12 protein-coding genes are annotated in these 13,370 nt (G+C 68.4%); 4 read left to right on the top strand and 8 right to left on the bottom strand.

The features are described from left to right. Positions 1 to 14: 14 nt before the first annotated feature. Genes AB4Z37_RS08670 through AB4Z37_RS08660 form a run of 3 tightly spaced genes read right to left on the bottom strand, consistent with a single transcriptional unit; the run spans position 15 to position 2,681 of the window. The gene (locus tag AB4Z37_RS08670) at positions 15 to 818 is read right to left on the bottom strand and encodes an alpha/beta fold hydrolase (protein WP_441516303.1); all 804 of its coding nucleotides are present in this window, start codon (positions 816 to 818) and stop codon (positions 15 to 17) included. Between the two features lie 55 nt (positions 819 to 873). Further along, positions 874 to 1,416 (bottom strand): NAD(P)H-dependent oxidoreductase, encoded by a 543-nt coding sequence (locus tag AB4Z37_RS08665; protein WP_441516302.1) that lies wholly within the window; start codon positions 1,414 to 1,416, stop codon positions 874 to 876. Between the two features lie 20 nt (positions 1,417 to 1,436). Then, a complete protein-coding gene (locus tag AB4Z37_RS08660; protein WP_441516301.1) occupies positions 1,437 to 2,681 on the bottom strand; it encodes an acyl-CoA dehydrogenase family protein in 1,245 nt (414 codons plus the stop codon). A gap of 468 nt (positions 2,682 to 3,149) precedes the next feature. Here AB4Z37_RS08660 and AB4Z37_RS08655 point away from each other — a divergent pair, with 468 nt between their 5' ends. Further along, positions 3,150 to 3,914, top strand: coding sequence for a LuxR C-terminal-related transcriptional regulator (locus tag AB4Z37_RS08655; protein WP_441516300.1), 765 nt, complete (start codon positions 3,150 to 3,152; stop codon positions 3,912 to 3,914). 180 nt (positions 3,915 to 4,094) lie between these two features. On the opposite strand, the gene AB4Z37_RS08650 is transcribed toward AB4Z37_RS08655, so the two are convergent. After that, positions 4,095 to 5,411, bottom strand: a complete 1,317-nt coding sequence (locus AB4Z37_RS08650) for an SLC13 family permease (protein ID WP_441516299.1) — start codon at positions 5,409 to 5,411, stop codon at positions 4,095 to 4,097. Positions 5,412 to 5,670: 259 nt separating this feature from the next. Here AB4Z37_RS08650 and AB4Z37_RS08645 point away from each other — a divergent pair, with 259 nt between their 5' ends. After that, positions 5,671 to 7,239, top strand: coding sequence for a fatty acid--CoA ligase (locus AB4Z37_RS08645; protein ID WP_441516298.1), 1,569 nt, complete (start codon positions 5,671 to 5,673; stop codon positions 7,237 to 7,239). Positions 7,240 to 7,436: 197 nt separating this feature from the next. On the opposite strand, the gene AB4Z37_RS08640 is transcribed toward AB4Z37_RS08645, so the two are convergent. Beyond that, positions 7,437 to 8,036 carry a TetR/AcrR family transcriptional regulator gene (locus tag AB4Z37_RS08640; RefSeq protein ID WP_441516297.1) on the bottom strand — a complete coding sequence of 200 codons (600 nt, stop codon included), beginning with the start codon at positions 8,034 to 8,036 and terminating at the stop codon, positions 7,437 to 7,439. A 103-nt stretch (positions 8,037 to 8,139) separates the two neighbouring features. Between AB4Z37_RS08640 and AB4Z37_RS08635 the strand changes: the two genes are divergently transcribed. Next, entirely contained in the window at positions 8,140 to 9,696 is a 1,557-nt protein-coding gene (locus AB4Z37_RS08635) for an FAD-dependent monooxygenase (protein ID WP_441516296.1), read from the top strand. Between the two features lie 30 nt (positions 9,697 to 9,726). Beyond that, positions 9,727 to 9,918, top strand: coding sequence for a hypothetical protein (locus AB4Z37_RS08630; protein ID WP_441516295.1), 192 nt, complete (start codon positions 9,727 to 9,729; stop codon positions 9,916 to 9,918). Positions 9,919 to 10,315: 397 nt separating this feature from the next. On the opposite strand, the gene AB4Z37_RS08625 is transcribed toward AB4Z37_RS08630, so the two are convergent. The 3 genes from AB4Z37_RS08625 to AB4Z37_RS08615 all read right to left on the bottom strand — a co-directional run bounded on the left by AB4Z37_RS08625 (position 10,316) and on the right by AB4Z37_RS08615 (position 13,272). Continuing rightward, positions 10,316 to 10,957: a GNAT family N-acetyltransferase gene (locus tag AB4Z37_RS08625; RefSeq protein WP_441516294.1), complete on the bottom strand. Its 642-nt coding sequence runs from the start codon at positions 10,955 to 10,957 to the stop codon at positions 10,316 to 10,318. A gap of 14 nt (positions 10,958 to 10,971) precedes the next feature. Next, positions 10,972 to 12,048, bottom strand: coding sequence for a Gfo/Idh/MocA family protein (locus AB4Z37_RS08620; RefSeq protein WP_441516293.1), 1,077 nt, complete (start codon positions 12,046 to 12,048; stop codon positions 10,972 to 10,974). 219 nt (positions 12,049 to 12,267) lie between these two features. Further along, the gene (locus AB4Z37_RS08615; protein WP_441516292.1) at positions 12,268 to 13,272 is read right to left on the bottom strand and encodes a Gfo/Idh/MocA family protein; all 1,005 of its coding nucleotides are present in this window, start codon (positions 13,270 to 13,272) and stop codon (positions 12,268 to 12,270) included. Positions 13,273 to 13,370 lie beyond the last annotated feature (98 nt).

Genomic DNA, 13,370 nt, shown 5'->3' with positions numbered 1-13,370 from the left:
GGGAAGGGGAAAGGTCAGGTCGCGAGAAAGTCGGTGACGCGGCCGGCGGCGGCGGGCGTTTCCTCGAACACGAGGTGGCCCGTGTTTGGCACCAGCGCGAGTTCGCCGCGCGGCAGGCCGGCGATCCAGGCCTTGCCCTGCGCGGTCGGGCGCAGGCGGTCGTTCGCGCCCCACAGCACCAGCGTCGGCATGGTCAGGCGGTGCAGCCAGTGCGCGAGCTTCGGATTGCCCTGCGGGTTGTCGCGGACGAGTTTGGCGTAGCCCATCACCTCGCGGCCGAGGCGGGCGTCGAAGGCCTCGTCCGGCGCCGTGGGGAAGTAGCGCAGCGCTGCCGCGGGATCGTACGCGAGATAGCCCGGCAGCTCCGGCGGCGTGATGTCGAGCAGGCCCGGCGCGGGCGCGGCATCGACCACGAGGCCGGCGGGCGCGACGAGAGCGAGGCGGCGCACGCGCTGCGGCTGGCGGATCGCGATCTCCGCGGCGAGCCAGCCGCCGAGCGAGAAGCCGGCGAGATCGAACGTGCCGAGGGCGAGCTGGTCGAACAGGTCGAGATAGTGCAGCACGTAGTCGTCGATGGTCGTGAGCGCGGGCGCGTCGTCGGAATCGCCGAAGCCGGGATGATAGGGAATGATCACCGTGTGGCGCGCCGCCCAGGCGCGCGCCATTTCGAAGCCGGTGAAGGTGCCGGTGCCGTGCAGGAACACGATGACCGGTCCGCTGCCGATGCTGTGCACCACGGTGGTGACGCCGTTGATGTCGTGGTTGGAGCGGGTGAAGCCGGTCATGTCCGGACCGGACGGCGCACGTTTGGGCTGCATGGTGGTGAATCCCCCTTGTGTCGTTGGATGCGAGACGGAAATGCGCGCGGACGCCTCAGGCGGCGTCCGCGCAGTCGCGGTTGAGATGGGCGGCGAACTGGTCGACGGCGTCGGCGAGGCGCGCGGCGATCATCGGCGGCAGCGTGCCGTCGGCGATCTCGGCTGAGCCGGCATAGACCGCCGTCGATACCGTGCAGGCTTCGAAGAAGCCGAACAGCGGCCGCAACTGATGCTCGACCACCAGCGAGTGGCGCAGGCCGCCGCCGACCGCGGTCAGCAGCACCGGGCGGTTCTTGAGCGCGCCCGGCCCGATCAGGTCGAACACGTGCTTGAACAGCCCGGGGTACGAGCCCTGGAACACCGGGCATCCGATCACGAGGCCATCGGCTTGTTCGATCGCCTCGATCACGCCGCGCGCGGCGTGGCCGAGGCCGTCGCGGGTGAAGGCGGCAAGGCCCGCGCCGGCGTCGACGAGGTCGAGGATGCGGACCGTCACGCCATGGCGCGCGGCGAGCCCGGCGCTGGCGGCTTCCACCAGCGCCCGCGCTTTCGCCGGGCGCCAGCTCGTGCCGCAGAAGCCGATGACGCGGGGCGGCATGGCGTGCTCCTGCCGCGCGGTCAGCCGTTGATGCCGAACACGGTCCATTGCGCGTCCTTCGCGGGCAGGCCGAGCAGCGCGCGGCCGCACTCCTCGACGATCTGGTCGGCCATCAGGATGTGCTGGGTGCCGGCATGGATGTCGCGGTACGTGCGCTGCATCGCGGTGTTGTGCAGCGAGGCGCCGCGCGAGGCGCGATGCGCGAACGTGCCGACCTCGGAGATGACGTCGTGGATGTGGCGCAGCGCCAGCTTGATCACGGTCACCTGGTCGAGCGTGGGCTGCTCGCCGCGCGCACAGCTCGCCGAGACGTCGCGCCAGGTCTCGTAGACCAGCGCCCGCGCCGCGCGGAAGCGCGCTTCGGCCTGGGCGAACTGGAACTTGAAGCTGGCGCTGTCGCGGGAGAAGCCGAACGGATCGCGGCGCTGCACGATGACCTTGACGAGCTCGTCGAGCATCCGCCGGCCGACGCCGATGGCCCAGCTCGAATGCGCCCAGGCGCTGTAGCCGGCGAGGCCGAGCGCACCCTGCGGGCCGCCGCGGCGCGGCGCGCCGATGTCGAAGTCGTAGGTCATCGCGGTCGGCACGAACAGCTCTTCGCCCTCGGCGATGGTGTAGTCGAAGCTGCCGGTGCCGCGCAGGCCGAGCACGTCCCAGTTGCCGAGCAGCTTGATGGTCGACCGCGGATGGTGGGTGACGATGATCTTGGGCTGGCCGTTCGGGCCCATCACCATGTCCTTGCCGCCCGCATCGGTGAGGAAGCAGCCGGAGTGGATCCACTCGGCATGCTGGATGCCGCTGCCATAGGCCCAGTTGCCGCGGATCATGTAGCCGCCCTCGACCGGGCGGGCGAAGCCGCGCGGCACGCCGTTGCCGGCGATGGTGATGTCGGGGCCGTTGGCGAACACCTGGCGCACGCCCTCGTCGGCGATGTAGATCGCCATGGTGGTGCCTTCCATGTTGCCGCCGATCACGCACCAGCCGGCGGAGGCGTGGGCGTAGGACAGCCGCTCGATCACCGTCATGGCGTCGAACGGCGACAGCTCGGCGCCGCCGACGTCCTTGGGGAAAAGCATGGTGTAGAGGCCGGCCTTGCGCATCGCCGCGACCGCGTCGTCGGTGAGATGGCCGAGCGCTTCGGCCTCCGCTGCCTTCGCCTCGATCAGCGGCAGCAGCGCGTCGAGCCGGGCATGATACTCAGCTGCGGTCGGCGTCGCCGCGTCGCGCTCGCCCGTCCGCGGGGCGCGTTGTACGGATGCGTTCATGGTCGGTCTCCCTTGTGTTGATCGGCGCTGCACCAGCGATGCGGTGCGGCGGCCGCGAGGCGCGATCCGGTCGGGGCGATTGCCGTCGGCACGTGCGGAGGCCGTCACGCGCCCATGACAGGACGCGCGGCGCGCGAGCCGCTTCGTGTTTCGACGGACTGTCCCCCGCGATGGCGCAAGCAATCCCTGCGACGGGATCGCGCTGGCGCGACCATCGTTCGTTTCAAGCCTTTCCCGAGCATGAGGCTAGGAGCGCGGGCGCCCCGCCAGCAATCCCCCACCATGGGGGGTATCGGGTGCGGCTGTGCGTGCACTGCCGCAAAGCTGGGCCGTTCGCGCGGTGCGATGCTGCTTCTTTTCGCTTGACCAATGCGCAGGCAGCGGAGAGCTTGGGCGCCACGAGAGCGAAGGCGGCGGCGCCGTCATTCGCCGGATCCGGGAGCGAAATGAGAACGTTGTGGGGGACGTGTGCCAGGCATCCATTTGCATGACTTGCCGGAGCGCCTGCTGGCCGACCGGCTGATGTCGATCGCCGAAAGCCGCAGCGTCGCCAGCCTCGGCGAGGCCTGCTGCGCGGCGGTCGGCGAACTCACGGGATCGCCGACGGTCGGGCTCTACCTGCTCGAGGGCGACGAGCCCGAGCTCGCCTACAGCCGCCATGTCGCCGACGACTTCCTCGACAACTACAAGGCCGGATTCTGGAAGACCGATCCGGTGCTCGACACCATCATGACGCGCGGCCGCGCCGCCGATGGCGCCTCGGTGATCGGCGCGCACCACTGGGCGGGCAGCGAGTCCTGCCAGATGCTGCGCCACTGGGGCTTCAGCTACAACATGGGCGGTCCGCTGGTCTGCGACAGCCGTATCGTCGGCGTGCTGTTCACCGCGACGCGCGACGCGCACTCGCCCTACACCGCGCTGCTGCGCGAGCGCATGGACATCCTCTGCCGTGCCGGCTCGCTGGCGCTGGCCAACATGATGAATGCCGGTCAGGGGTCGGCACGCATCATGCTCGGCGTCATGCCGCCGCAACCGCCGATCAAGCTCCCGCCGCGCTCGGCCGATGTCGCGCAGCGCGTCTGCCGCGGTCAGACCAACAAGGAGATCGCGCGCGACATGGGCATCTCCGATCAGACGGTAAAGGAGCATGTCGCCAACCTCTGCAAGCGCTTCGGTGCCCACAACCGCACCGAGCTGGTTGCCTGCCTGATGAGCGGCATGTCGCGGCAATGACTGGCGGCATTTGCGCACGCCGCGATGCCGGACGATGACTGATCCGAACGCGACGTATCATCCGTCATCCTGAGGTGCGCGCGCTTGCGCGCCTCGAAGGATGAACAGCCCGTGCATCTCACATTGGGGCCTCCGGGGCTATGCCCCTCAGGGTCACGGATTAAATGTACGGGGGGAGGCTCACCCCAGCCAGCCCAGCAGCCTGAACCAGAGATAGTCGAGCGGCACCAGCACGACGAATGAGATCAACGCCATCACGAGGCACAGCCGCAGGCCGTCGCGTGCCGGGGCCTTGCCCATCTCCATGGCCACCACCAGCGGTGAGGCCTGATAGGGCATCAGCGGCGTGCCATAGCCGATCACCTGCACCATCAGCACCGAGGTGAGCGGCAGGCCGGCGCTGTCGGCGAGCGTCTTTGCCAGCGGCGTGAACAGTGCCGGCACGCCATTGGCGGTGATGACGAAGTTGAGAACCACGGCCAGCGCCACGAGGGCGGCGAAGCTGACCGCCGGCCGCGCCGGATCGAGCGGCAGCAACGGCAGCACCGCGCGGCCGATGGCGTCGCCGAGCCCGGAGCGCGTCACCAGCGCGGCGAGGCCGAGAATCCCGGCGACGTAGATGCTGGTGCGGATATTGGTGGCGGCGGCGAACTCGTCGCCGCTGAGAAAGCCGATGCGCGGCAGCAGGCACAGGCAGGCGGCGCCGAGGCCGACCCATGCCGGCGAGACGCCGTGCCAGGTGTCGGTAACCCAGAGCGCCAGCGTTGCCGCCAGCAGCACGCCGAGGCGGACCTCCTCAGGGCTCAGCGCCGTCGACGGCTCGGCGGTGGCGCCGTTGCTGAGCGTTGCCGGAAACATTAGCCAGATGCTGGCGGCGAGCGCCACGCCCTTGACGAGGCCAAGCACCGGAGCGTGCAGCAGAAGATAAGGCAGATAGGCGAAGTGCAGGCCGTAGGCGCTTTCGGCGGCGCCGGTCAGCACGAGGTTCGGCACGTTCGCCGGCAGGATGCTGGCCGACAGCATGAAGGTGCCGAAGCCGACCGCCAGCACGAGGCCGATGCGGCCGCGGCTGCCGGGGGCGAGGCCGGCGCGATCGGCCACCGCCATCACCACCGGCATCAGCAGCGCGATGCGCCCCATGTTGGACGGCATCACCAGCGCCAGCACATAGGTCAGCGCCACCACGCCGCCGACCATGCGCGGCCAGGAGTGTGACAGATGGGCGGCCAGCAGCCGCGCGGCGCGGTCGGCAAGGCCGACCTTGCGGATCGCCGCGCCCAGCACGAAGCCGCTCAGCACCAGCCAGAACGCCGACGACAGGAAGCCGGCGAACACCACATCCGCCGGCGCGACGTGCAGCACCATGGCGACGGTGAAGAACAGCAGCGCCGTCAGGTATTCCGGCAGCCACGCGGTTGCCCACAGCACGATCGTCGCGGCGACCAGCGCCGACGGCAGGGCCAGGGGGCTGGACAGAGCGGTGATGATCGGGGCCATCGGGCAGGTACTCGGATCAGGGAGGGCGGGACGGCTCCGTCGCATGTTTCGCTGCGCCGCGCGAGCGCCGTGCGCTCATGGATGCCTTGCGTGCGCTGCGGGACAACGCCTTCCCGGGCGACGACGCGGTGCACAGCCGCGAGGCCGGGGCGGCGGACGGCTTGACTACATCAGGCGCTTGCCAAATGCTCAGAAAAAACAGGCCGGATGCGACCACGTTCGATGGCGGCGCGCCGGCCACACAGGAGGGGAATGGCCGATGGGCGAGCAGACGCTGCTGGACGTGGTGAGCGGGCATGCGCAGGCGCGGGGCGATGCCATCGCCTTGACCTTCGAAGGGCGCGAGACGAGCTATGCCGCGTTCGAACGCCACGCCAACCAGGTCGCCCACGCGCTGACCGCCGCGGGGCTCGGCAAGGGCGACCGCATCGCCTATGTCGGCAAGAACAGCGATCATTATTTCGAGCTGCTGATCGGCGCCATGAAGGTCGGCGTGGTGATGGTGCCGGTCAACTGGCGCCTCGCGCCGCCGGAAATGGTCTATATCATCGACAATGCGGAGGCGAAGCTGCTGTTCGTCGGTGGTGAATTCGTCGGAGCCGTGACCGCGTTCGCGTCGAAGCTGACATCGGCGCCACGCATCGTGGCGATGGAGGGCGCGGCCGGGGACTGGCCGGCCTTTGAGCCATGGCGCGACGCGCAACAGGATGCGCCGCCGGCGTTTCGCGCGACCATCGACGATGTCGCGCTGCAGCTCTACACCTCGGGCACCACCGGCCATCCCAAGGGCGCGATGCTGAGCCATCGCAATCTCGTCGACCTGCGCAACAGTCGCCATGGCGAGACGCCGGCGTGGAATGTGTGGACGGCGGAGGACGTGTCGCTGGTGGCGATGCCGGTGTTCCACATCGGCGGCACCGGCTGGGGCATCTTCGGGCTGTACTACGGCGCCAAGGGCGTGGTCGCCCGCGAGTTCGACCCTGCCAAGGTGCTGGACACGTTCGTCAACGAGCGCATCTCGAAGCTGTTCATGGTGCCGGCGGCGATGCAGTTCGTGGTGCGCCATCCGCGCGCCCGGCAGATCGACTATTCGCGGCTGAAATATCTGCTGTACGGCGCGTCGCCGATCCCGGCCGACTTGCTGAAAGAGTGCATGGAGGTGTTCGGCTGCGGCTTCGTGCAGATGTACGGCATGACCGAGACGACGGGCACCATCGTGGTGCTGCCGCCGGAAGACCACACCCTCGACGGCTCGCCGCGGCTGCGCTCCGCCGGCAAGGCGGTGCCGGGGGTGGAGATCGCCATCCTCGATCCTGACGGCAGGCTGCTGCCGCCGGGCGAGGTCGGCGAGATTGCGACGCGCTCCGCCGCCAACATGGTCGGCTACTGGAAGCTGCCGGAGGCGACCGCACGCACGCTGAGCAAGGACAACTGGCTGCGCACGGGCGATGCTGGCTATATGGACGCCGATGGTTATGTCTACGTCCACGACCGCATCAAGGACATGATCATCTCCGGCGCCGAAAACATCTATCCGGCGGAGGTCGAGAACGCGATCTTCGGCCATCCGGCGGTCGCCGAGGTCGCCGTCATCGGCGTGCCCGACGCCACCTGGGGCGAGGCGGTCAAGGCGATGGTGGTGCGCAAGCCCGGCGCCGAGGTCACGGCCGAGGAGATCATCGCCCACGCCCGCCAGCACATCGCCGGCTACAAGGTGCCCAAGAGCGTCGATTTCATCCCGGCGCTGCCGCGCAACGGCACCGGCAAGATCCTGCGCCGCGAGCTGCGCGACCCGTTCTGGGCCGGACGGGAGCGGCGGGTGAACTGACGCATCCGGTCATGAGGTCATCTTCCTGCAGATGACGGGTGGCCCGGGTGAACGCCGCGACAGCCGGGATGGCAGGGCGATGCGCGTGACCTGGATATCCCAGCGCTCATCCGGGCCACGGTCTGAGCGCGAGCTTCAATCCGTCACTCAGAGGCGGCCTCGCGCAGGGCCACGGATCGCCATGCGCCGGCATGGTGTCAGAATTGCTTCGCCAGCAACGTGAAGCTCTGGCGGATATAATGGGCGAGGGGTTGCGCCGCGTCGTGCTGCTTCCAGCGTTCCAGCGCGAGACGCAGCGTGCCCATCGCCACCATCGCCACCAGCCGCAGCCCGTCGCGGCGCGCCGGCGACGGCCACAGCTCGCCCATCGCGTCGAGCAGGATCTGTTCGGCCTCGACGAAGACCGCTTCCTTGCGCGCGCGCAGCGCCTCCGTCGACTGCATCAGGCGATCGAAAACGATAGATTCCCTGGTCTCGTAGCGTGACGCGAGCTTGATGAGGCACTTCTGCACGGCCGCGATGGGCGCCTGATCCGGCGACTCCGCGAGCATCGCCGGCCGCAGTGCGGCGCGGAAGCCGCTGTCATGAGCGGCCAGCAGTACGTCTTCCTTGGACTTGAAATAGTAGAAGAAGGTCCGGCGCGAGATGCCGGCGGCCTCGGCGATGGCGTCGAGGGTGGTGCCGTCGTAGCCGTTCTTCACGAACAGCTTGAGGCCTTGCTCGATGATCCGCGCCGATGTTTCGCGTCGCTTGCGTTCCCGAAGCCCCTCAGGTCTGTCCGTCTCGCCCGTCGCCACGATGCCCTCTACTGTCGGCCTCTTGAATAATTACACTCAGTGTAATAAAAAATCGCACCCGGTGCAAGTTCTGAGCGACGCGGCGCCGGCGTGATGACGAAGGATGTGTCCCGTGGTGTATGATGTGGTGATTGGCGGCGCCGGCCCTGTCGGCCTGTTCCTGGCGTGCGAGCTGCGCCTTGCCGGACTTTCAGTGCTGGTGCTGGAACAGGAGGCAGACCCGCGTTCACCTCTGAAGCAACTGCCGTTCGGCTTGCGGGGCCTCTCGGTGCCCACCGTCGAGGCGCTCCATCGCCGTGGGCTGCTGGACGACATCGCGGCGCCACAACGTGCGCATGATAGCGGCGGCGGCGTCATGCCCGGTGCGCACTGGATGGGCCAGCCACGCCGTCCGGGCGGTCATTTCGCCGGCATCCAGTTTTTTGACGACAGGATCGACCCGTCGCAATGGTCGTATCGCCTGCCGGGGCCGGCCAGCGCCGGTCTGCCGGTCGAGATGGAGCATCTCGAGACCGTCCTCGCCGCGCGTGCAGTCGCTATGGGGGTCGCGATCACCCGCGGCAGTGCCATCGCGGATATCAGCGCGTCGGATGACGACGTGTCCGTTCGTGCCGGCGGTGCAACCTATCGCGGCCGCTGGCTGGTCGGTTGTGATGGCGGCCGCAGCACTGTCCGCAAGCTCGGCTGCTTCGATTTCGTCGGCACCGCGCCGGAGTTCACCGGCTATTCCGTCATGGTCGAGATGGCCGATTCCGCCGGGCTCGCCCCCGGCCGCCACTACACCGCAGCGGGCATGTACACTTATGCGCAGCCGGGCACGATCGCGATGGTCGATTTCGACGGCGGTGCGTTCCATCGCTCCCGGCCGATCACGCGCGAGCATGTGCAGGCGGTGCTGCGCCGCGTGTCCGGCGTCGACGTTACCCTGACCGCGCTGACGCTTGCCACGACCTGGACCGATCGTGCCTGCCAGGCGAGTGCCTACCGCTGTGGCCGGGTGCTGCTCGCCGGCGACGCCGCCCATATCCATTCGCCGCTCGGCGGCCAGGGCCTGAACCTCGGGATCGGTGATGCGATGAACCTCGGCTGGAAGCTGGCGGCCAGCATTCGAGGTCACGCGCCGGCCGGGCTGCTCGACAGCTATGCCGGCGAGCGGCATCCGGTCGGTGCGGCGATCCTCGACTGGTCGCGGGCCCAGGTCGCCCTGATGCGTCCGACGCCGAGCACGCGCGCGCTCGCAGACATTGTTCGCGATCTCATCGACACCCGCGATGGTGCGACCTATTTCGCCGGGCGGGTGTGGGGCGTGTCCCTTCGCTGCGATCTCGGCGACAGCCACCCGCTGGTCGGCCGCAGCGCGCCCGACTTCATGCTCGCCGACGGTCGCACGCTCGGCCAATGGATGCGGACGGGGCGCGGCCTGCTGCTGGATTTCGACGCGCAATCGCAACGGCGCGCGCTCGCCAGCCGCTGGGGCGATCGGATCGCGTATCTCGCCGGCGATGCCGACGATCGTCTCGGCCTCAGCGCGGTGCTCGTGCGCCCTGACGGCGTCGTGGCGTGGGCCAGCGATGCCGCAGCCGATCTCGCGCTGGCCACGGACGCAGCGTCGCGATGGTTCGGCGCGCCCGATCCCGCGCAGGATGCGGCCATGCGATGAGTGTTCCAGGCGGTTCGTCCGTCGCGGTTCATGATGACCGTCATCGGCCTGCGTTGTATGAGGCTGGGCGGCCGTGCCTCGGAAGCTGAGGCGAATGGCATGTCGATCCGATGCCGCATCGTGGAACGCGGCATCGCCGCACGCGTCACGTTAATCCGTGGCCGCGGTCCGGCATTTTTCGCGATCCGTGAAACTCCTGAAGCGCCCGACCGCAACCGGTAGGATGCGCCCGACTTTCCGCGGTCGCGTTAACAATGATGTAACGCGATTTCGACAATCCGCCGCACCAAGTCTTAACAGGAGAGAGTCAAAAGTATCGGGCTTTTTAGGCAAAAGCTCGCTTTTGGCTCTGAGTTCCTGATCGCTCGGATCTTCAGGGATCGCGCGCGCAACATTCCTGGTTTCGCAGTCATGCCGGACTACAGGCTCACATCCACGGATATCGGCTGGATCGTCTTTGCCGGCGACGAGCCGCAATTGCTGATGTCCGAGGAGAGCCTTGCGGCGCAGGTCATCGGTGAGGCGCAGGCGCTGCTGCACGCGCACCACGCGCGTGCCGAGCTCGATGCGCTGGAGGCTGTGCTGCCGAGCCCGAGCCTGCAGTCGGACGCGCCGCTGCTCACAGTGTCATCGCTGCGCGGCGGAAGCCCGCTGCCCCCGTCAGAGCCGCAAAGTCCGGATGACGCTTCTCCTCTGCAAAGCTGAAGCCGGCGCGGGCATAGCTGCGCTCGGCCGCATCATTGCCGATATAAAATGTGATCTGTGCCCGGGAAAAGCCGCGGGCGCGTCCCTCAGCCAGCGCATGGTCGAGCAGGCGGGCGGCGAGGCCGAGCCCGCGATGCGAGGGCCGTGTCGCGACATGCTCGATCATCCAGGCGTCGTCGTCGCTGTCCATCCAGCAGTGGCGGACATAGGCGCCGCGCTGCGCCACCGCGGCCTGTGCCTCCGGTGTGAAGCCGGCGGCGGTCATCGTGTCGAGCACGGCCTGTCGCGCATCGGCCATGCTGCCGGCGACCGGCAGCGCGCACAGCGCGGCCGCGGCGACGCCGTCGTGTTCGGCGATCCAGAAATGCGACAGATGCCACCACGAGCGCACCTGTGCGGTCGTCAGCTGCCGCACAAAAGCGTGGCAGTCGGCCTCGCTGCGATCGAGCACGATGTCGAAATAGCCGCGCGGCTGCTGGCCGCGCTGGGCGGCGAGAATGGTCGTGGCCACGAGGTCGATATCCGCGGCGCCTGCCGGTCGAATCATCGTGGCCATGACACGTGTCTCCTTCAGCTTCCCGCCGGCTGCCAGCTGCCGTACTTGGGATGATTCTTGGGGATCGGCAGGCTCATCGGGGCGCCGGTTTCCGCCGTATGGTAGAGCGCGGTGATCAGCTCCAGCGAGCGCCGCGCGTCGGCGATGGTCACCGGCAGCGGGCCGCCGCTCTCCAGCGCCGCGTGATAGGCGGCCATCAGGCCCTCGAACCGCGACGGCACGAAGGTCCAGCCTTCGAGGGCGGCGTCGATGCGCGCCTTGGCCTCCGGCGAGGCCGGCAGGATCTGCCAGGGGTCGTCGCCGGGCGCGTAGGGCGACTGCGAGCTCTCGAAGGTGACATGCTCGAAGCTCAGCCGCAGCCGGCTGATCTCATTGGCGGAGCCGAGCGTAACGGCGAGGGCGGCGAGCGCGCCGCTCTGCATCTGAAGGCTCGCCACCGCGCAGTCCTCGACCTCGATGGTGTTGACCCGCGTCGCGGTGCGGGCGAACACCGAGGCGATGTCGCCCATCAGGTAGGTCAGGATGTCGTGGGCGTGGATGGCGTGGGTCAAGAGCGCACCGCCGAGTTCGGTGGCGCGCTTGCCGCGCCAGGGCACCGCATAATAGTCGGCGCCGCGCCGCCATGCGGTCTCGATGCTGGCGAGATAGGGCTTGCCGGCAAGGCCCTGCTCGATGATGTGCTTCGCCTTTTGCAGGCCGTTGCCGTAGCGGTACTGGAAGATCGGCATCAGGCGGCCACGCGCCTTGGCTTCCGCGGCGGCGAGGCGGTCGACATCGGCGAGCGAGCCGACCAGCGGCTTTTCGCAAATCACGTGCTTGCCGCTGGCGAGCGCCTGCGTCGCCTGCGGGAAGTGCAGCGACGGCGGGGTAGCGATATCGACGATGTCGATGTCGTCCATCGCCAGTACCTCGTCGAACGAGGTGGTGCGTCGCGGTACGTTGAACTCGTCACCGACGGTCGCAAGGCGCTCCTCGTTGAGATCGCACAGCGCGCGCACCTCGAACCTGTCGGTGAGGCGGGAGTATCCTTCCTCGATATGGGCGCGGCCAATCCCGCATCCGATCACCGCGACTGTCCAGCGTTTGGGCATGGGTTTCTTCTTTCTTGTTGTCGGTCTGATTTCAGCGAGGGGACTTGCGGCGGGCGCTGCCGCTTCTCCTCATGGTGAGGAGCGCGGCATAGCCGCGCGTCTCGAACCATGAGGCCCGGAGAGGCGGAGGCCTCATCCTTCGAGACGGCGCCTTGCGCCTCCTCTGGATGAGGGGAGAGGGTGAGCCAGCCGCGTGATCGCACCAAGCCGCGTTCAGTGTCATGCCTTGCCCTCCGCCTTCGCCTGTGCCGTCAGCGCGAGCTCCATGGCCTTGAAGCAGCGCGCCTGGGGCATCGCGGTCTCGGTGCGGTTCTGCACGTCGGCGATCAGCTGGCGGCCGTAGGGCAGTTCGACCGCGCTGCAGTCGATGCGCTGCACGCCCTTGCGGTCGGTCAGGAACAGGTGGTCGATGCCACTCTGCCCGGCGACGTCGATGTACTTGCGCAGCTCGATGGTGCCCTCGGTGCCGAGGATGGTGAGGCGGCCGTCGCCCCAGGTCGGCAAGCCGTCGGGCGTGAACCAGTCGACACGGATGTAGCCGGTGACGCCATCCGTGCGCAGCAGCATCTCGCCGAAATCCTGCAGCTCCGGCGTCTCCGGGTTGGCGCGGTTGGCGACGGTCGCCGCCACCACCTCGGCGTCGAGCGCATCGGCGAAGAACAGAAACTGCTCGCACTGGTGCGAAGCGATGTCGGTGAGCACGCCGCCGGTGCGCTCGCGGCTATAGAACCACGCCGGCCGCGGGAGGTTCTTGAGCTTGTGAGGCCCGAGCCCGGTGGTGTTGATGACCTTGCCGATCGCGCCGGCCTTGACCAGCTCGCCAGCCCTGACCGTGCAGCGGGTCTCGAAATGTTCGGAATAGCAGATCGAGTAGATGCGTTTGGTCTCGGCCTGCACCCGCCGCACCTCGGCGAGCTGCTCCAGCGAGGTCATGCCGGGCTTGTCGCTCATGTAGTCCTTGGCATGGCGCATCACCTCGATGCCGAGCGGCGCGCGGTCCGCCGGAATGCCGGAGGAGACGATCAGCTGGATGGTCGGGTCTTCCAGCAACTGGCGGCGATCAGCGACCCGCGGCGCCTGCGGATAGCGCTCGGCAAAGGGCTTTGCGAGGTCGTCTTCGGGCGCATGAAAGCCGACGAATTCAGCGCCGGCACGCACCAGGCAGTCGACCTGGCCGAAGATGTGGGCGTGGTTGATGCCGATGGCGGCGAAGCGGATGGTCATGTCACGAGGTCTCCGGGAGCGGACGTGAATTGTCCTGAAAAGGGTGAGCGAGGCGCGCAAGGCGCCTGCAATATCTCGGCTTCATCACCGGGCCGGCG

Source organism: Bradyrhizobium sp. 2TAF24 (assembly GCF_052115025.1).
Lineage (GTDB): Bacteria > Pseudomonadota > Alphaproteobacteria > Rhizobiales > Xanthobacteraceae > Bradyrhizobium_A.
Note: the sequence above shows the minus strand (reverse complement) of the source record. Positions and strands in the feature narration are given on the sequence as shown.